Source organism: Pirellulales bacterium (genome assembly GCA_019636335.1).
Taxonomy (GTDB): domain Bacteria; phylum Planctomycetota; class Planctomycetia; order Pirellulales; family JAEUIK01; genus JAHBXR01.
The window spans coordinates 22,543-40,147 of the sequence record JAHBXR010000038.1 but is presented as its reverse complement, the minus strand read 5'-3'; the positions used below and the strand labels follow the sequence as shown (position 1 = coordinate 40,147).

Annotated in this window: 15 protein-coding genes; 5 read left to right on the top strand and 10 right to left on the bottom strand. The window is 63.6% G+C overall.

The genetic code is table 11. From position 1 onward, the window contains the following. Positions 1-125: 125 nt before the first annotated feature. From KF708_23665 to leuD, 4 genes are all read left to right on the top strand, one after another. Entirely contained in the window at positions 126-680 is a 555-nt protein-coding gene (locus tag KF708_23665; protein ID MBX3415703.1) for a hypothetical protein, read from the top strand. A gap of 437 nt (positions 681-1,117) precedes the next feature. Then, positions 1,118-2,581 carry a serine/threonine protein kinase gene (locus tag KF708_23660; protein MBX3415702.1) on the top strand — a complete coding sequence of 488 codons (1,464 nt, stop codon included), beginning with the start codon at positions 1,118-1,120 and terminating at the stop codon, positions 2,579-2,581. Between the two features lie 249 nt (positions 2,582-2,830). Further along, entirely contained in the window at positions 2,831-4,222 is a 1,392-nt protein-coding gene (gene leuC / locus KF708_23655) for a 3-isopropylmalate dehydratase large subunit (GenBank protein ID MBX3415701.1), read from the top strand. 53 nt (positions 4,223-4,275) lie between these two features. Further along, positions 4,276-4,881: a 3-isopropylmalate dehydratase small subunit gene (gene leuD / locus KF708_23650; GenBank protein MBX3415700.1), complete on the top strand. Its 606-nt coding sequence runs from the start codon at positions 4,276-4,278 to the stop codon at positions 4,879-4,881. A gap of 107 nt (positions 4,882-4,988) precedes the next feature. Here leuD and KF708_23645 read toward each other — a convergent pair whose 3' ends face one another. From KF708_23645 to KF708_23630, 4 genes are all read right to left on the bottom strand, one after another. Then, positions 4,989-6,494 (bottom strand): FAD-dependent monooxygenase, encoded by a 1,506-nt coding sequence (locus KF708_23645; GenBank protein MBX3415699.1) that lies wholly within the window; start codon positions 6,492-6,494, stop codon positions 4,989-4,991. 278 nt (positions 6,495-6,772) lie between these two features. Next, on the bottom strand, positions 6,773-8,647 hold the full coding sequence (locus KF708_23640; protein ID MBX3415698.1) for a prolyl oligopeptidase family serine peptidase: 1,875 nt from the start codon (positions 8,645-8,647) through the stop codon (positions 6,773-6,775). Between the two features lie 396 nt (positions 8,648-9,043). After that, positions 9,044-10,504 carry a phenylacetate--CoA ligase family protein gene (locus KF708_23635; GenBank protein ID MBX3415697.1) on the bottom strand — a complete coding sequence of 487 codons (1,461 nt, stop codon included), beginning with the start codon at positions 10,502-10,504 and terminating at the stop codon, positions 9,044-9,046. A 54-nt stretch (positions 10,505-10,558) separates the two neighbouring features. Further along, positions 10,559-11,413 (bottom strand): hypothetical protein, encoded by an 855-nt coding sequence (locus KF708_23630; GenBank protein ID MBX3415696.1) that lies wholly within the window; start codon positions 11,411-11,413, stop codon positions 10,559-10,561. Here KF708_23630 and KF708_23625 point away from each other — a divergent pair. After that, a complete protein-coding gene (locus KF708_23625) occupies positions 11,412-11,666 on the top strand; it encodes a hypothetical protein (GenBank protein ID MBX3415695.1) in 255 nt (84 codons plus the stop codon). The genes KF708_23630 and KF708_23625 overlap by 2 nt on opposite strands. Before the next feature lie 353 nt (positions 11,667-12,019). Here KF708_23625 and KF708_23620 read toward each other — a convergent pair whose 3' ends face one another. The 6 genes from KF708_23620 to KF708_23595 form a co-directional block, all read right to left on the bottom strand. Further along, the gene (locus KF708_23620; GenBank protein ID MBX3415694.1) at positions 12,020-12,721 is read right to left on the bottom strand and encodes a nitroreductase family protein; all 702 of its coding nucleotides are present in this window, start codon (positions 12,719-12,721) and stop codon (positions 12,020-12,022) included. Next, positions 12,718-13,521 (bottom strand): ATP-binding cassette domain-containing protein, encoded by an 804-nt coding sequence (locus KF708_23615; GenBank protein MBX3415693.1) that lies wholly within the window; start codon positions 13,519-13,521, stop codon positions 12,718-12,720. The genes KF708_23620 and KF708_23615 overlap by 4 nt, the downstream gene beginning before the upstream one ends. Then, positions 13,518-14,339, bottom strand: a complete 822-nt coding sequence (gene ssuC / locus KF708_23610) for an aliphatic sulfonate ABC transporter permease SsuC (GenBank protein MBX3415692.1) — start codon at positions 14,337-14,339, stop codon at positions 13,518-13,520. The genes KF708_23615 and ssuC overlap by 4 nt, the downstream gene beginning before the upstream one ends. Before the next feature lie 5 nt (positions 14,340-14,344). Then, entirely contained in the window at positions 14,345-15,490 is a 1,146-nt protein-coding gene (gene ssuD / locus KF708_23605) for an FMNH2-dependent alkanesulfonate monooxygenase (protein MBX3415691.1), read from the bottom strand. 17 nt (positions 15,491-15,507) lie between these two features. Continuing rightward, positions 15,508-16,458 (bottom strand): sulfonate ABC transporter substrate-binding protein, encoded by a 951-nt coding sequence (locus tag KF708_23600; protein MBX3415690.1) that lies wholly within the window; start codon positions 16,456-16,458, stop codon positions 15,508-15,510. A gap of 439 nt (positions 16,459-16,897) precedes the next feature. Further along, positions 16,898-17,566, bottom strand: a complete 669-nt coding sequence (locus tag KF708_23595; GenBank protein MBX3415689.1) for a DUF1080 domain-containing protein — start codon at positions 17,564-17,566, stop codon at positions 16,898-16,900. Positions 17,567-17,605: the final 39 nt, after the last annotated feature.

The window sequence follows — 17,605 nt, the reverse complement described above, 5'->3', positions numbered from 1 at the left end:
GCTCGCCGCCGGTTTTCTTCTCTATTCCCTACGACCGGTTAGCCGAAATTGATTCTGATCCGGTCAGGGCGCGCCGATTCACTGCGAATTGGCCCGGTCGCGCGGATGCCAGGGGGAGTGCCAACTTGCCCGCTTCCAGTTCGCTGCAGTACGTGTATTGGGCCTACTTCTCGAAGCCCGTGTGTGACCGGAAGCTTTTCCGGCTCATTCGGCAGCGCCGTATTGGACGGATCCTCGAAATTGGCGTCGGCGAGGCGGTTCGCGCGCGTCGCCTGATTTCGGTGGCCCAGCGTTACACCCCCGGTGAGGTGCGGTACACCGGCCTCGACCCGTTCGAATCGCGTTCGAGCACCGATGCCCCCGGCCTGACGCTTAAGCTGGCACATCGCCTGCTCAAAGCCACCGGCGCCCAGGTACAACTCGTGCCGGGGGATCCGTTCTCTGCCCTGTCGCGCACGGCCAATTCCCTGACCGAAACCGAACTAGTCGTCATTTCGGCCGATCAGGATGGCGACTCGCTGAGCCGCGCCTGGCATTATCTGCCCCGCACGCTCTCGCCCGAGGCCTTGGTCTTCGTCGAACGGCTCGATCCCGTGCGCGGTGTCGCTTTTCTGCAAGAGATCGATACCGAGGAGTTACAGCGTTTGGCGAGCGTCCACCAACGCCGCCGAGCTGCCTGAACCAATCGGCGTACGATCCTGTCTGCTTCTCGGTATTTCGTTGCGCGGGCGACCAAGAACTGGCCCCCCGCTGACGAATTACAGGTCAGCTACCTGTCCCCCCAGTCGACGTAGTCGCTGTAACCGGCAAGGCATGGAGCTTAAGTATCCATGCCAGAACGGTTTAGACAGCAGATCGCTGGCCGGGGCGGCTCGCCACGGTTCGTGGCGAAGCTATGATGGCAGGTAGAACAGCGATCTTCACGAGAGGCAGAATCTGGCCGATGTGCCCCGTTGGCCCCGAACCCAATTCCGGTAGCGATGCGCTCGGGGTAACTCCGTCTTTTACCCCTACGCCGAGGCCGCGCCCGGCGGGGGTCGCCCTGATCGAGGGATCCGGGCCTCAACTGTCGGCCGAAACCGGCACGCTGCTGCGTCTGAGGTTGCGGCTGGCCGGTTTGAGCCTCACCGCGATCGGCAGTGCCTTTCTGGTCCGCAGCCTGGCGACCGGCGAGTGGCCCGGTGAATCGGCGGCGCCTATTCTGCTGGTCCACATCGTCACCGTGGTGGTCTGCGGATGCGTCACCGTGTGGCTGTTCGTCCGGGCTCCCAACTCGCTACGGATGCTGCGGCTGGCCGAATCGCTACTCTTCGGCGCGCCGGCCGTCTTCTTCGTCATCATGTTCTATGCCGATATGTCCTATTACCTGCGCACTGGCGATATCGGCATGGCCCGGGCTGCGTTGAAGACTTGTGAAGTGGCGTGGGTTCTCTTGCTCTTCATCTATGCCATGTTCATTCCGAACACGGGGCGCCGGGCGATGATCGTGTTGTCGATCTTTGCGGTGGCCCCGTTCTCGATGATGCTCGCTGCGCGGTGGCAATTCCCACTCGGGGCGACAGCCTTCGACTTTCAGCAACTCTCGGAAGTTTTTCTCGTCATGGGGGCGGGGGGCTTTTCGGCCATCTACGCTTCGCACCGCTTCTACACCTTGCGCCGCGAGGTCTTCGAGGCGCAGCGTCTGGGCCAATATCGCCTGCGCGAGTTGATCGGCCGCGGCGGCATGGGCGAGGTCTACTTGGCCGAGCACAATTTGCTGAAACGTCCTTGCGCGATCAAGTTGATCCAACCCGGCCGAGACGCCGATCCCCGGGCGCTGGCCCGTTTCGAGCGCGAGGTCCGCAACACGGCTCGACTTTCGCACTGGAATACGGTCGAAATCTTCGACTACGGCCACACCGACGACGGCACGTTCTATTACGTGATGGAGTATCTGCCGGGGCTGAGCCTGCGCGACCTGGTCGAGCGTTACGGTCCGCTTCCACCCGAGCGTGCGATTCATCTTTTACGTCAGTCCTGCGAGGCCTTGCGCGAGGCGCACAGTCTGGGGCTCGTGCATCGCGACGTGAAGCCGGCGAATATCTTTGTCGCCCAGCGTGGCGGCGTGGACGACGTCGCCAAACTGCTCGACTTCGGCCTCGTGCGACAGATCGACCCTGGCAACGAATCGCAGTGGACGCACGACGGATCGATCACCGGTTCGCCGCTGTTCATGTCTCCGGAACAGGCCCTGGGAGATATCGCCCCGGACGGACGCGCCGATATCTACTCGTTGGGCGCCGTGGCATATTTCCTGCTCACGGGCCGGCCACCGTTCGAGGGAACGAAGGCCCTCAAGGTGATCGTCGCGCACGCGCACGATCCCGTCGAACCGCCACGCACTTACCGGCCCGACATTCCGGCCGATCTCGAGCAGATCATCCTGCGTTGCCTGGCCAAGAAGCCGGAAGAGCGCTATCAATCGGCCGAAGAACTCGAAGCGGCCCTAGCGGCCTGCCACACGCCCCACACCTGGACACGCGAACGAGCCGCGGATTGGTGGCGCGAAATGACCGCGTCGGCAGCGATGGATTCGGCCTGAGCGGTTGCCCCCAACATCCGAAGCAATTCGTCGAAGATTACGTCCCATTTCCGAACTGATTCTGCCACGGGGTGTCACTCCCGCAACCCGCCTCTTCCGCATAGAATATAGGGCTGTCCGCTTCTCGGCCCTCCCGCCCGAGTGCTCGCCTCGGCTCTCGGTGGGGAATCGCCACAACCGCCCGCCAAGCCCACCGCACCACTCGTGGGGAATAGCAAGACTATGAATCCGACCGCCGCGCCTCGCACGATGTTCGAGAAGATCTGGGATGCCCACGTCGTCCGGGCCGAAGAGGGCCAGCAGACGATCCTCTACATCGACCTGCAGCTCGTGCATGAAGTTACCAGCGCCCAGGCCTTCGAAGGTCTCCGACTGGCCGGCCGCAAGGTGCGTCGTCCCGAGCGCACCGTGGCCACGCCCGACCACAACGTGCCCACCTCCGATCGCCGGCTTCCGATTGCCGACCCCATCGCCAAGCAGCAGATCGACACGCTGCGGCGCAACTGCGAGGAGTTCGGCGTGCGGCTGTACGATCTCAACAATCCGCAGCAGGGCATCGTGCATATCATCGGGCCGGAATTGGGCATCACGCAGCCCGGCATGACGATCGTCTGCGGCGACAGCCATACCGCCACGCACGGCGCCTTCGGCGCGCTGGCCTTCGGCATCGGCACGAGCGAGGTCGAGCACGTGCTGGCCACGCAGACGCTGTTGCAATCGAAGCCCAAGACGTTCGAGATCCGCGTCGACGGCCGCCTCGGCCCCGGCGTCACCGCCAAGGACCTCATCCTGTACATCATCGGCCAGATCACCACTGACGGTGGCACCGGGTACGCCATCGAATACACGGGCGAGGTGATTCGCGGCTTCGGCATGGAGCAGCGGATGACGGTCTGCAACATGTCGATCGAGGCCGGTGCCCGCGCCGGCATGATCGCCCCCGATCAGCACACGTTCGATTACCTGCGCGGCCGCGAGTTCGCTCCCCAGGATTACGACGCTGCCGTGGCCCGCTGGCGCGAGTTGCCCTCCGATCCGGGAGCGAAGTACGACCGCGTCGAGATCTACCAGGGGGCGAACGTCGCCCCGCAAGTCACCTGGGGAACGAACCCGGGACAGGTGATTCCCGTCGACAGCCGCATTCCCGACCCGCAGGAGTTTGCCGACGACAACGCGCGCAAGGCCGCGGCCAGCGCGCTCGACTACATGGCCCTCGAGCCGGGTACGCCGCTCGTGGAGATTGCCATCGACCGCGTCTTCATCGGCTCGTGTACGAACGGCCGCATCGAGGACCTGCGGGCCGCCGCCGCCGTCGCCCGCGGACACCGCGTTTCGGACCGCGTTAGCGCCATGGTCGTACCAGGCAGCGGTCAGGTGAAGCGTCAGGCCGAAGCGGAGGGGCTCGATCGCATCTTCCGCGAAGCGGGCTTCGAGTGGCGCGAGGCAGGCTGCAGCATGTGTCTGGGCATGAATCCCGACATCCTGACGCCCGGCCAACGCTGTGCCTCGACCAGCAACCGCAACTTCGAAGGCCGCCAGGGCAAGGGGGGCCGCACGCACCTGGTCTCGCCCGCCATGGCCGCCGCCGCCGCCTGCACGGGTCGCTTCGTCGATATCCGTCAGTGGGACTATCAGTCGTAAGCATTAATCCTGAATTCCGAATCCATCGATGGCCGAATCTGCGGAGCTTTGTCATGCGTGCCTTTACTGTTCATGAAGGTCTGGTCCTGCCGATGGATCGACCGAACGTCGATACCGATCAGATCATCCCCAAGCAGTTCCTCAAGCGGATCGAGCGGACTGGGTTCGGCCAGTTTCTCTTCTTCGACTGGCGCTTCCACGACGACGGTCGCGACAACGCCGAGTTCGAGCTGAACTTTCCACAGCACCAGGGGGCCAGCGTGCTGCTCGCGCGGCGCAACTTTGGCTGCGGCTCGAGCCGCGAGCACGCCCCCTGGGCGCTCGACGACTACGGTTTCCGCGTGATTATCGCCCCCAGCTTTGCCGACATCTTCTACAACAACTGCTTCAAGAACGGCATGCTGCCGATCCGTCTTTCGGACGAACAGGTCGAAGAACTCTTCCAACGTGCCAGGCAGCACAAGGGCTACCGTCTCAAGATTGACCTCGAGTCACAGACCATCACCGACGAACATGGCCTCGAGCTGAGCTTCGACGTCGACAATTTCCGCAAACACTGCCTGCTGAATGGCCTCGACGACATCGGCCTGACGCTGGAGCACGAGGCCGACATCACGGCCTATGAGAAGAGCCGCGGAATGGAGCCCGTGGGGAAGTAAATCTGCCGTGCGTCCGAACTTCTTCATGGAAATGCCAGGACCTCGCGGAACAGTTCGTCCGTGAAACAGGTCCTTTCGAGAAGCGGAATCGCTCACGCTCGCGATAATCAGCGGTTGGCGATCAAGTAAGATTCGAGGTGTTGATCGAGCGACGCGAACGCCTCTCCGATCACCGCCGCGAAGCGAAACCCGATGTGTCCGTCGGGACGAATCAGCACGACTCCCTCTCTCGCCACGCCGGCGCGTGCGGGATCGACGTGTGGATTGTGTGACACCCGCACGTGTCGCGACCAACGCTTGATCAATCGCTCGAGTGCGGCGGCGTCATCGCCCAACTCGCCGAAGAGAAGCACGTGGTGCGACGTGCCACGAAACTGCTGGCGATCGCGATACCAGCGTCCTGGGCGCGACACCTCATTGATCGAGCCATGCCGAGCGTGATCGACCACGAGCGGACTGCCGGCGTAGTCGACGTCGATCATCGAGCGGGCATTTCTGGCAAGTGCCGCTGCGATCGGATCCACTTCGGCCGCCTGCACGGCGCGTCCCTCGCGCGTGGCATTTGCCACCTCCATGATCGAGCCATGCACCTCGTCCGAAACGTCGAGCACGTGCCGATCGGCGAGATGCCGCTCGGTGGTGTATGCCTCGAGCAGCGTCGGACGCGCGAGTCCACGGATCACGAGCGCGAGCTTCCACGCCAGGTCGTGGGCATCATGCAGGCCCGCGTTCAGTCCCTCGCCGCCGAAGGGACTGGAAAGGTGCGCCGCGTCGCCGATCAAAAAGCGTCGCCCGTCCGACAATCGCGACACGATGCGCCGGTGCATGCGGAAGGGCGTGAACCACGACACATCGGTCGGGCGATAATTCCCATCGAGCCGTCGCTCGACACGCGAGACGACCTCTTCGGCGGTCACGCTTTCGACCTCTTCTTCCAAATCCTGGAAGGTGATCCATCGTCCGTGCGGCAGCGGGGCAAGGAGCAGCAATCCGTGGCGACCGCAGATCACGCCCGCCTCACCACATGGGAAGGGCCCCGCCATGCCGATATCGGCGACGAGAAAATTTCCGCGATAGGTCAGGCCCTCGAGCGGTTCGTTCATCGAGTGTCGTGTGATGCTGTGCGCGCCGCCGGCCCCGATGAGAAATCGCGGCTCGACCGTTTCAACGCGGCCATCGACGTGCGACAGTTCGACCACGAGGCGCTCGTCGGCGGCCTCGACCTTGGTGGCCGTGACGCCACGCTCGATGGCCCCGCCGAGCGAATGCAGATGCTTCTCCAGCACTCTTTGCGTCTCGTACTGGGGCAGGCAGCATTCAAAATCGCAGCAGCACCCCATGCCCGCGTGACTCAGCGTGCCCAGTTCGACCATGCCGGGCCCGTACAGGCGAGAGCAATGGATTCGTTCGGAGGCGTTCAGAAACGCGTCTAACACGCCAACCGATTCGAGAATCTCGAGCGTCCCCGGTTGAATCGCCGTGGCGCGTGCCTGACGATGAAGCCGCACATCCCGTTCGACGAGGCGTGCTTCGACACCATGCCGCGCCAACTCCGCCGCAACAAACAAACCCGATGGCCCGGCCCCGATAATCAGCACATCACTCCGCGTCACGCAAAGCATCCCTAGAAAATCGGTGATTTGAATGCCAGCGTTCACCGGAACGCCAAGGAGCACTTGTTTCTAGTGGATTTCGCGGAACGATCAAGCAAGAATCTCGCGCGCCATGCGTAGGCGGACAAGCAACCTCTTGCTGGCCTGCTAACGTAGACCGGTTCTCGGAAAGTGCAGAATTGACCTGAGCAGGCACGGTATTCGCCTGCTCGGAGTGCAGCCGCTGGTTACAGGCGGCGGTAACAGCGCCCAGAACGTACTACTCGCGCACACGCGTTCTAGGGCATACTGTTGCTGCCCGGTATCTCGCGCTTCGCCTGGTACTGCCACTCTTCATCGAAGAAGGCGGCGGCGGCGACGCGCCCGGCCGACTCGCTGTTGGGCTGTTCCGAAAGATCGAACACGACCCAGTCGGGTAACTTCGGGTTTTGCAACGAGTTGGTGCGGTCGTGCGCTTCGCGGAAGGTCATGCCGCTGTTGAGCACCACGTAACGGTCCCGTCCCGCCGGAAGAGGATTGGGATAGATCATAGCCAGCGCATGCGATGCGGCGGGCCACTTTCGCTCGGGCGTGCGGATCGATTCCTGGTCCCAGGCGATGGGTAGCTCGCGGGCGATCCTGGCGAGTACGGAGTTCGAACGGGGATCGCCCCACACGATCAGGTTGTACTTGGCGATCTGCTCGTCGGTCAGGTCGCGGTCGTCGATCTCGCGCACCTCGCCGCGGAAGTGCGTGCGCCAGCGCTCGCGAAATCGCGACAACTCTTCAGCGACCCAGGTATCAACGGCGGGATGCGCGGCACGACCGGTGGGGCGCACCACGAGGAAAGGAGCCAGCAACGCATCATCGAGGGGACCTTGCAGCCCGGGCGACTTGGCGAGACCGGCCTTGGCTGCGTCGTTTCGCGATTCTTGTTGCCAGCCTGCGGTCGTCTTTTCCAGCAGCACGCCCTCAGTACAGGCTGCCGGGGCGACTTTCAGCTCCTGGTCATCGATCGAGACCGTGACGTTCGAGCTGGGTGCTTCCCACCACGGGGAGTTTACTCGCAGCCGCGTGATATTCTTCGTAGTGATCTCGATACGGTTGCTTTCCTGTCGCGTGGCATCGACGCGCGCGTCGCGCCAATGTTCCTCGAGTCCCCGCACGTCGATCCAATGGCAGCGATGGTAGCGCAGCGTGCGGGTCTGGAAATGCACCGATGCGGGAAAATGCTCGAGCCCCTGCCCTTCGAACTGCTTCAACCGCGCGAGCACGTCGGCCAGCGCCGCCGGTTCGTACTTGTGCGCTACGCCGGGGCCGATGATGTGTGTCATCGTCACTCCTTCGTCCTTCAAGGCCGCTTCCATGATGTCGGCGGCTGCTTTCTGTTTATCGAACTCGCCACTGTAGGCCACCAGCGGCAGATTGAGCAGATTGCGTGCATAATCGGGCACGTCGTACACGCCCCACAGCGTCTGCTCGTACCAGGGTGGAAACTTGTCGGGCGTGAGCTGTTGATAGCGACGCACGTCGACAAAGCCGGCGCCGGGACTCATGGCCGCCCAGCGGTCGGGATAGTGGGCGCCGAGATGCCAGACGCCGGCGCCCCCCATCGAAAAGCCGCACAGCACGAGGCGATCTCGATCGATGTTGTAGGCGGCGCAGACTGCCTCCAGGGCCTCGAACACATCGACTTCTCCCGCTGACTTGTAGCCGTTGCAATAACGTGCAAAGGGATGCAGCACGATGGCGCCGGCGGGTTCGATCTGGCCCGCGCTGGTCATGCGCTGATGAATGAATTGCACGTCGAGCGTCTGGTCGCCACGGCCATGCAGCCACACGTACAACGGCGCAGGCTGCGAAAGATCGAGATCCCTCGGGATCACCAGCCCGTAGGGTTGCACGGAATCGTCGAGTTGCGAGCGAAAGCCGCGCACGACAAGCCCGTGGGCGGCGGTCCAGGGATGTTCATTCCGCGTGAGCTGTTGCAGGCGTTCTTCGGCCAGTTCGAGTTGCTCCTCGGCCCAACCCAATTCGCGCGGGTGATAGAACTCGCCGCCGCGGAGGGCATCGTCGACCGCTTTGACGAAGATTTCGACGTCGGGCAAAAGGGCCTGTGCCGCGGGTGTCAGCCGCGGCTTCGCCTCGTCGAGTTGCTTTTGGAGTCGTTCCACGTGCTCGCGAAGCGCCGTGGACCGCTCGGCAGGAATATCGATGCCGGCTGGCGGTATGCCCAGTTTTGCGTCGGCTGCCCCAGCCGTGTTGGCAAGAGCAACGAACCATGAACACAGCAAGAGCGTGACCGTGAATCGCATGGGATCCCGTGCGTGCGAAGGTCTTGGAGGAATCGTGAGCCACAAGGGCCTGGACGTCGCGAGCATGATAATTGCTCGGCCGACGTGGACCAAGGAGTTCGCGGTCGAAACCACCTTACAGAAACGAAGGTGTTGCAGCATGGATGGCAGGACGGAGCGCGGGCGAGCCTGCCCAGCATTGAGAGGTGTCGCGTGACTGCACGGTCCCGATCCGCTGGCAGGGACCAGGTTACCTCGCCTTGCAGGCAATTCGCCTCAGTGATGACTATCGAGCAGCAACGTGCCCTCCGTGGCACGCGCCACCCGCTCGATGAGTTTCTTTTTGGGATCCTGCGCGACGCGACTGATCATGCGGCGGCGCTTGCCGGTACGGGGATCGCAGCCAATCGAGGGGACGAGAGTCACATCGGTCTGCACCTCGGGGGGCAGACCCATCTGAAGCAGATTGCAACGTAGCAGTTGGCGCAGCCCCTGGTAGGAGATGCTCAGGTCGCCATCGAGCACGAGCCGTATGTCGACACGGTTCGTCTCTTGCTGGATTGCCTGCCATTCGCGGGCCAGCCCCAGCGCATCGACAGCGTTGTGAAACAAGGCGCCGGAGAGCATGCGCGGTCCCTGGCGATCCTGCACCCAGAAGACCTCGGACGCGCGCCCTTCAATTTGATCGATCCGCGGCAGGTGGCTGCCGCAACGGCAGTGCGTCGTCGCCCATGCCACGCAATCGGGCACCTCGTAGCGGATAAACGGTTGGACGTGATTGGCCAGGTTCGTGACGAGAATCTTGCGACCTATCTGCCCCGGCGGCACGGGACGGTATTCATCGTCCACGATTTCGACGATGGCCCAGTCCGCATTGACGTGTACGCCGCCATCGGTGGGGCAAGCGTCGGCCAGTTGCAGGCATTCGCCCATGCCATAGTGATCGAAAACCGGCACGCCGAATGCTTGCGAAATACGTTCGCGCGCGCTCGACAAGAGCTGCTCGCTCGAGTTCGAGATCTGCCGCAGGTGTTCGAGCCGCAACGCGTCGCGCCGCGCGGCCAGTGCCTCGAGCACGCTCGCATACCCGACGAGCACCTGGGGCTGAAAATCGTTCAATCGCTCGAAGAGATCGGGTTGTTCGGCGGCAAAGCGCTGCAAGTTGACGTACGGGCCGACGATCTCGGGCATGAACTCGAAGGCGGCCCCCGAGGGATAGAAGCCACGCTGCACGGCCACCACCGCGATACGTTTTGGTACGCGGAGGCGACGCACTCCCTCGGCGAGTCCCGGGCGCCCCGCGACATCGCCCCGTGCGGCCATCGTGGCGAAGAGAATCTCGAGCGCGCGGCGATCTTGTACGATCAAGAGCGGTTGCCCCTGACTTCCCGAAGTGTGGGACACGGCATACCGCCCTCGGAACCAGCGTCCCAGGTTCGCAGGATCGCTCAGATATCGTTCGACTTCCTTGCGACTGATCTGCGGATCGGTCACCACCTGGTTGAAGTTCTCCATCAATTCGCGCTTGTTGGTGGGGGGCAGTTCGCGAAAGGGGGTCTTCGACAGGTCGAGCCGCTGGTACTTGCGCGCGTAGAAGGGAGATAAGTTGATCGCCGTGCGCAAGAGTTGAGCCAGACGGCGGCGTTGCAGGCGTTGAATGCGGTGCGGCTGCCAGCGCCCCACCTGCCCCTGTTGCACGGTACGAACCGAATAGCGAACGAGTTGTGCCAAGGACATAAGGGATCTCCCTCTCGCTGAAATGCACTTGTCACGCGCGGCGCCGAGACATCGCTAGCAGACAGAGAATTGCGGAGCCGCGACCGAAAGACGATGGCCGGGGCGCCGGTCCGTGTCGGGCGACAAGGCGGGCTGATCGGCCGCCAGTTCCTGCAGGATCTCGCCGTGCAAGACTTCTTCGAGTTCTGCCATCGCGCGGGCGGCGTTTGCCCCATCGAGCACGCGGTGATCGTAGGTCAGCCGCACATCGAGCGAGCCGTCCCAGCGAAGCGCGCCGTAATTGACCGTCGTGGAAAGGGGAGAGAGCAGGTGCAAGCCCGCGGCCCCGATCGAAGCCACCACGCTGATACCGAACGTGCCAAAAAAATGCGCCCGATGTGCGCCGTCGACGCGTAGGCCCAACCACCAGGCGAGGCGGCGGATCGGCAACGGCAGGCTGCTCAACAGCAGGGCCCGTCGAAACTGCGGGATCTCGTCGAGCGGGGCCACCTTGTGCCGCCGGATGATCGCATCGATCTCGCGCAGGCTCAACAACTCGGGCTGGCGGATCTGTCCGAAAAAGACCGCCTCTTCGCCCCCATACTCACGTTCGACCGAGAAGCTGGCAATATTCACCGGGTGTTCGTAAAGATGGGGCCAGATCCAAGGCATGTAAGCGCGGCGCAGCTCCGGGCGTCGAGCCGCCACGATCGCATAGGCCTTGATGAAGATGGCGCACCAACTGATGCGCTGATCCTGACGACGACGCGCGGCGATGACGTCGGCCAGTTGCATGGTGCGCTGAGTGGGCACGCTCGGCACAAGTCGCGCGAAGGCCAACAGGTCGCAGATGAATCGGCGCGGCAAGGAGAGTCCGACCCAGTTGCCATCCGGTTCGCTTCCGACGCCGGGCAAAGAGATCAGTCGCATGTCGAACTCGGCCACAATGGCCGCCTCTTGTGTGTTCCAGAATCAACCCGCCGCGCAGGCGCCGTGTTCGATGCCGGCATCACCGGCGTTCGCACAGCTGCCGCTGCTCGTCCAGCGACTGAGCAAACGCGCAGGCAAACCACCGCAGGTTCCACGGCTGCCGCAAGGTAGCGCCCGAGCCGACTACTTCGACGGCGCGCCCCGCTCCTACGACGGCGGAAGGACGCGATCGATGAACGAAAAACGCACGTGACATGCTGAACTCCTGAAATCTGTTCCGTGCGGGCAACTGGCCATCGCAGTCAGCCGTGCGAGAGGCATGGGCAAGTAATGCAAGGCCCGTGCCGAAGCCGGAGAGGCAAGGAGTTCGAACGGCGAATTTCTCGGGATTCCACCGGTTCTTACGGAATTATCTGCTCGTGGAGTACAGAATCGCCGTCCGGCAAGAGTACCGGCACGCTAACTGGCGGGGGGTGTCGACGGTTCGCTACGACACTCGCGCGGTGCGGCAATTCTATTTGCTGGCCGCGTGCGTCGCGGCCAGCAATGGTGCTGGTCAGGAATCACGGCGAAGCATTGCTGGCGGCAGTACATCCTCTGGCGACGTCAGCGCACGATGTTCAAACGATCGGCTTGCCAATCGCCGGAGAACACGACCTCGGCCAGAGGCTTGCGTGAGCGAGGTGCGATTTCCGGATCGCGCAGCTTGGGGACGAGCGACTCCGGGTCGCCGATAGAACCGATGGCGATGGCCGTCACCGGCTCCCAACCGTCCGGGATCCTGAAGTTGCGGCGCACCTTGCTGGCGTCGAAGCCGGCCATCTGATGGACGTACAAACCGAGCGCCGTGGCCTGAAACGTCAGGTGCGCTACGGCCTGTCCCACGTCGTACCAGGCATGGTTGTTCGGTTGTCCGTTCCGAGCAAACGTCAGACGCGCAAAGCTCAGGGCGAGGACCGGCGCGTGTCGAGCCCACAACTGGTTGAACTCGACGAGCGTGTCGAGTGCCCGCGCAAAATCGTCGTGTTGCCGCTGGCTCGTAACCAGGAACGCCCAGGGCTGTTCGTTGTAGCACGAGGGAGCCCAGCGGGCGGCCTCGAACAACGCGGCGAGCTGCTCCGGCTCGACCGGGTGTGCTTCGAAGGCGCGCGGGCTCCAACGCCTGCGCAACAAATCGTGAATGTGAGTAGCTTCGGCGTGCGACACAATAGGTTTCCCGTTCTTATTCCACTCCGCGCAGCCAAGGAGCCTAGGGCGCCCAACGGAAGCCCGGAATGCGTGAGAGCGCCGTTCTGCAAAGTGGCTCATTGGCCGCGCTGACAGTAATAACTTGGTTCGCGTGGGGCCTCGTCGGTATCGAGTACACGATCGAGCACGCGTTGCACGAGACTGCCGAAATGCGCGTCGTCGCGTCGGCGCGGGCGCGGCAAGGGGACCTCGACGGCGAGCACGATCCGGCCGGCTTCGAGCACGAGCACACGATCGGCCAGGGCGACCGCTTCTTCGACATCGTGCGTCACGAGCACCGCGGTCATGCCGCGACGCTGCCAGAGCCCTTCGATCAGTTGCTGCATTTCGAGTCGCGTCAGGGCATCGACGCTGCCGAGCGGTTCGTCGAGCAGCAGGAGTCGCGGTCGGCTAACGAGCGCTCGGGCCAGCGCCACGCGTTGTCGCTGGCCGCCGGAGAGCGTCGCCGGCCAGTCGCCTTCGCGCCCCGCCAGCCCGACTAGCGAAAGCACGTGCTCGGCCTGCTGGCGCCATTCCGGTTGCCGCTCGATGCCGACGTTCTCGAGTACCGTCATCCAGGGGAGCAGACGCGCGTCTTGAAACATCATTCTCGCGGCACGGTTCAAGCCGACGAGGGGCGTGCCGTCGATCTCGATCGCTCCGCCCGTAGGCGCTTCGAGCCCGGCGAGCAAGCGGAGCAGCGTGCTCTTGCCCGATCCGCTACGGCCGACGATGGCGACGAACTCGCCAGGTGCCACCTGCAGGTCCAGTACAGGCAGCACCTGGCGGTCGCCGAAGGATTTGCTCAACCGCTGCAAACGCAGCGTGCTGGCTTGGGCATGGGGAGACACGATCGGGTGTTTGGTCGCGACGACACTCATGCGGCTTGTTCTCGCGCTGAGAGAGTCGTCGCTTGCGGGCGAGCATAATTCGGATGCCATGCCAGCCAACGCCGTTCCAGGTGTCGTGCGGCGCTATCCGCCAGTTTGCCCAAGAGGGCGTAGAGCACGATGCTCAGCACGACCACATCGGTCCGCAGAAACTCGCGCGCGTTCATCGCCATGTAGCCGATGCCCTCGCTGGCAGAGATGGTCTCGGCCACGATCAAGGTCAGCCACATGATGCCCAGGGCGTACCGCACGCCAACCAGGATCGAAGGGAGCGCACCGGGCAAGATGATTTGCCGGAAGAGGGACCACCACCCCAGGCCGTAGAGGCGTCCCATCTCGATCAAGCCAGGATCGACCGATCGAATGCCGTGGAACGTGTTCAAATAAATCGGAAACAGCACGCCCACCGAGACCAGAAAGAGCTTGGCCTGCTCTCCGATGCCGAACCACAGGATAACCAGCGGCACGAGCGCCAGATGCGGAATGGTGCGCACCATTTGCAACGAGCTGTCGAGGAATCGCTCGCTCCAGACGAACATGCCGTTGGCGATGCCGAGGGCGAAACCGACGCTTCCACCGATCAGGAAACCGAGGCCGGCGCGGCGAAAGCTGACCGCGATGTTGCGCCACAGTTCGCCGTTCACGGCCAGACGCCAAGCAGCCTTGGCCACGTCGAGCGGCGCCGGCAAGATGCGCGTGGAGAGCCATCCGGCCGAGGCCGCTGCCTGCCACACCAGCAGCAAGACGAGCGGCACGACCCAGGGAGTCAGGGCCGTCCAGGGACGCCGAACTGGAGCCACGCGCGCCATGGAACTCAACTCGCCGCCTGGGGGACTTTCGGAAAGGCTCGATGGCCGACGATTTCTCCCACCGCCGTATCTCGAGAAGCGTGCGCGACGGCCGGACGCTGATCGAGACGCAGCTTCGGAAAGAGCAACTCCGCCACGCGATACGCCTCTTCGAGGTGTGGGTAGCCAGACAGGATGAACGTGTCGATCCCGAGCGAGGCATACTCTTGCATCCGCTCGGCGATCGAGTCGGGATCGCCGACGAGCGCCGTGCCGGCCCCGCCACGCACGAGCCCCACGCCGGCCCAGAGATTCGGCGCAATGGTGAGCGAGTCGCGACGTCCGCCGTGGAGTTCCCTCATGCGACGCTGCCCCACCGAGTCGTGCTGTCCCAGCGTCTGCTGCGCCCGCGCGATCGTCTCGTCGTCGAGCTGGCTGATCAACCGGTCGGCCGCGGCCCAGGCTTCGTCGTTCGTTTCCCGGACAATGACGTGCAGGCGAATACCGAAGCGCAGCGTGCGGTTCTCTTCTTCCGCCAGCTCGCGCACGCGGGCGATCTTCTCCGCCACCAGTTCGAGCGGTTCGCCCCACGTGAGATACACATCCACGTGCCGGGCGGCCACGCGCAGGGCCGGCTCCGATGACCCGCCGAAGTAAAGCGGCGGATAGGGGCGTTGCACGGGACCGAACAGCAGGTGGCCATCGCGAATGTCGAGGTAGGCGCCCTTGAAGTTCGTCGTCTCGCCAGAGGACAACTGGCGCCAGGCAGAGAGAAACTCGTCGGTGAGCGCGTATCGTTCATCGTGCGACAGGTGCAAGCCATCGCCCGCCGCTTCGGCGGGGTCGCCGCCGGTCACAATGTTCACGGCCAGCCTGCCTGCGGACAGGCGATCGAACGTCGCGGCCATGCGGGCCGCGACGCCGGGGGACATCAGGCCGGGACGAATCGCGACCAGGAATTTCATGCGCTTCGTCAACGGAAGCAGCGAAGAGGCCACGACCCAGGCATCCTCGCAGGAACGCCCCGTGGGAAGCAGGGCGCCCTGAAAGCCGAGATGGTCGATCGCCTGCGCGATCTGCGCCAGGTACGCGTGATCGGTACGGCGACCACCGACGGCCGATCCGAGATAGGATCCGTCGCCGTGCGTGGGGATGAACCAGAATACTTCCACGAGTGCTCTCCCGGTCGTCAGGGTTGCAGGGACACGACACGGTCGATGGCCTCGCGCACGTCGATCTGGCGAGGGATCAACTGCGCGCGCAGGTAGCTGTCTGCCACACGCTGCTGCTCGGCAACGATCTCGTCGGAAAGAGGCTGCACGGAATGTCGCCCCCGCCGCGTCTCCGCACGTTCGAGAGTTTCCACGTCGATTCCCAACACGGGCGCGAGCAATTCGGCGATTTCATGCGGGCGCTCATTCGCCCAGCGGCCGACTCGGTCGATCTCCCCGATCATGACCGTCACCAAGTCGGGATGCCGCTGGACGAATTCGCGCGACGCAAAATAAAACTCCCGCCCCGAGACGAGCCCCTTGCCATCGGCAAGCACGCGGGCGTTGCCGGTTCGTTCGGCATCGGCGAAGAAGGGATCCCAGATCGCCCAAGCGTCTACCCCGCCCCCGGTGAACGCGGCGCGTGCGTCGGAGGGAGTCAGGTGGACTGGTTGAATATCGGTGATTTCGAGCCCGACCGAGGCCAGCGCCCGCAGCACCAGATAGTTGGCGCTCGAGCCCTTCATGAAAGCGACCCGTTTGCCGCGCAAGTCGGCGAGTTGCTGAATCGGCGAGTCCGATGGGACGAGGATCGCCGAGCCCTCGGCGCTGGGGGCGCTCGCGGCGACATACACGAAGGGAACCTGCGCCGCCTGCGCGAAGACAGGCGGAGAGTCGCCGGCGTGACCGAAATCGATGCTGCCGACGTTCAGGGCTTCGAGCAGTTGCGGACCGGCGGGAAACTCCGTCCATGTGACGGTGATGCCCTGGGCCTTGAGTTGTGCGTCAAGGTCGCCCCGCTGTTTGGCCAGCGCGAGCGTGCCCGCCTTTTGATAGCCGATGCGCACGGTGGGTGCCCCGGCACGCTCTTCTTGAGAAGCGCAGCCAAGAAGGCCTGCGGCCAGCACGCCGCACGTCAGGGCAAGCATCGCGCGAATCGACACAGGCACACTCGAATCGAAGAACACTTGCCTGCGCGATCTTCGAAAGAGGACTCGCGGCCAGCAAGTGCGGACATCGGGGGAGATTCGACGTCGTGGTCACTTCGCAAATCATGTGCCGCGGCCGAGCGATGAGACGCTCTGTGAAAGGCGAGACCCTATTCCTCGCGTTCCAGACGATACCGCGCGCGGATCCAATTCTTTGTCGGGCCGACCTTAACCCGACGAAGCCGTGTCATGTGCCAGATCTGGCTTGGGGCACGGCACACCGTGACGGTTGCTGGTTTTTTCAGCCAGGCAAGTGGGGGAGACCACCTCCGCCAGTACGTTCGTCGCGGTAGACCGTGAAAGCGCCAGCGACCGTTATGCCCCCGCCACGATTGTTGAGACCGCGATTCGGACGATCGTACGGAGATCAACCGACGGCTCAGTTGATTTCACGGAGCTTGAGATTCCGCCAGCGGACTTCGTAGGGACCAGTCCCTACGCCGATTCCATGAACCTGTAGACCGATAAAGCCCTTCGGATGCGACTCGAACTTCTCGTCGTGCTTGAGGTCGGAAACCAGGCCGCCGTTGATCCAGACCTTGATCTCGGGACCTTGGGCCAGCACGCGGTAGGAATTCCAATCGTTGTTCTTGAAGTGCTTGTGTCGGACGAGCTTGTCTTCGGGAGTCATCCAACCGCCAGCCGCTTCACCGTACACATAGCCGGCCAGCGCGCCTTCGTCGTTCGCCGATTCGATCTCGACCTGCGGCCCGTTCACGCGTCCTTGCGGATCGCCGTCGGCCGTGGTCGAGCGAATCTGCACGCCCGAGTTCAACGCGGGATCGACCTTCACGTCGAAGGTCAGCTCGAAATCGCCGTAGAGCTTGTCGGTGCAGAGGAACGAGTTCGGGCTCCCTTCCGTCGTTTTGCCGACGATCTCATCTCCTTCGACGCGGTAGGTCGCCGTGCCGTTGCGCTGCGTCCAGCCCTGCAGATCCTTGCCGTTGAAGAGGTTCATCCAGCCGTTCCCCTTGTCGGCGGCAAAGGCGAGCGAGGTCACCAGGGTCAACGCCAGAGTCAGGTAGGAGGCGAACGTCGTGCGGCGCATGGAAGCATCCTCGCGGTGCGGGTGGTCTTTGGCTGGTTG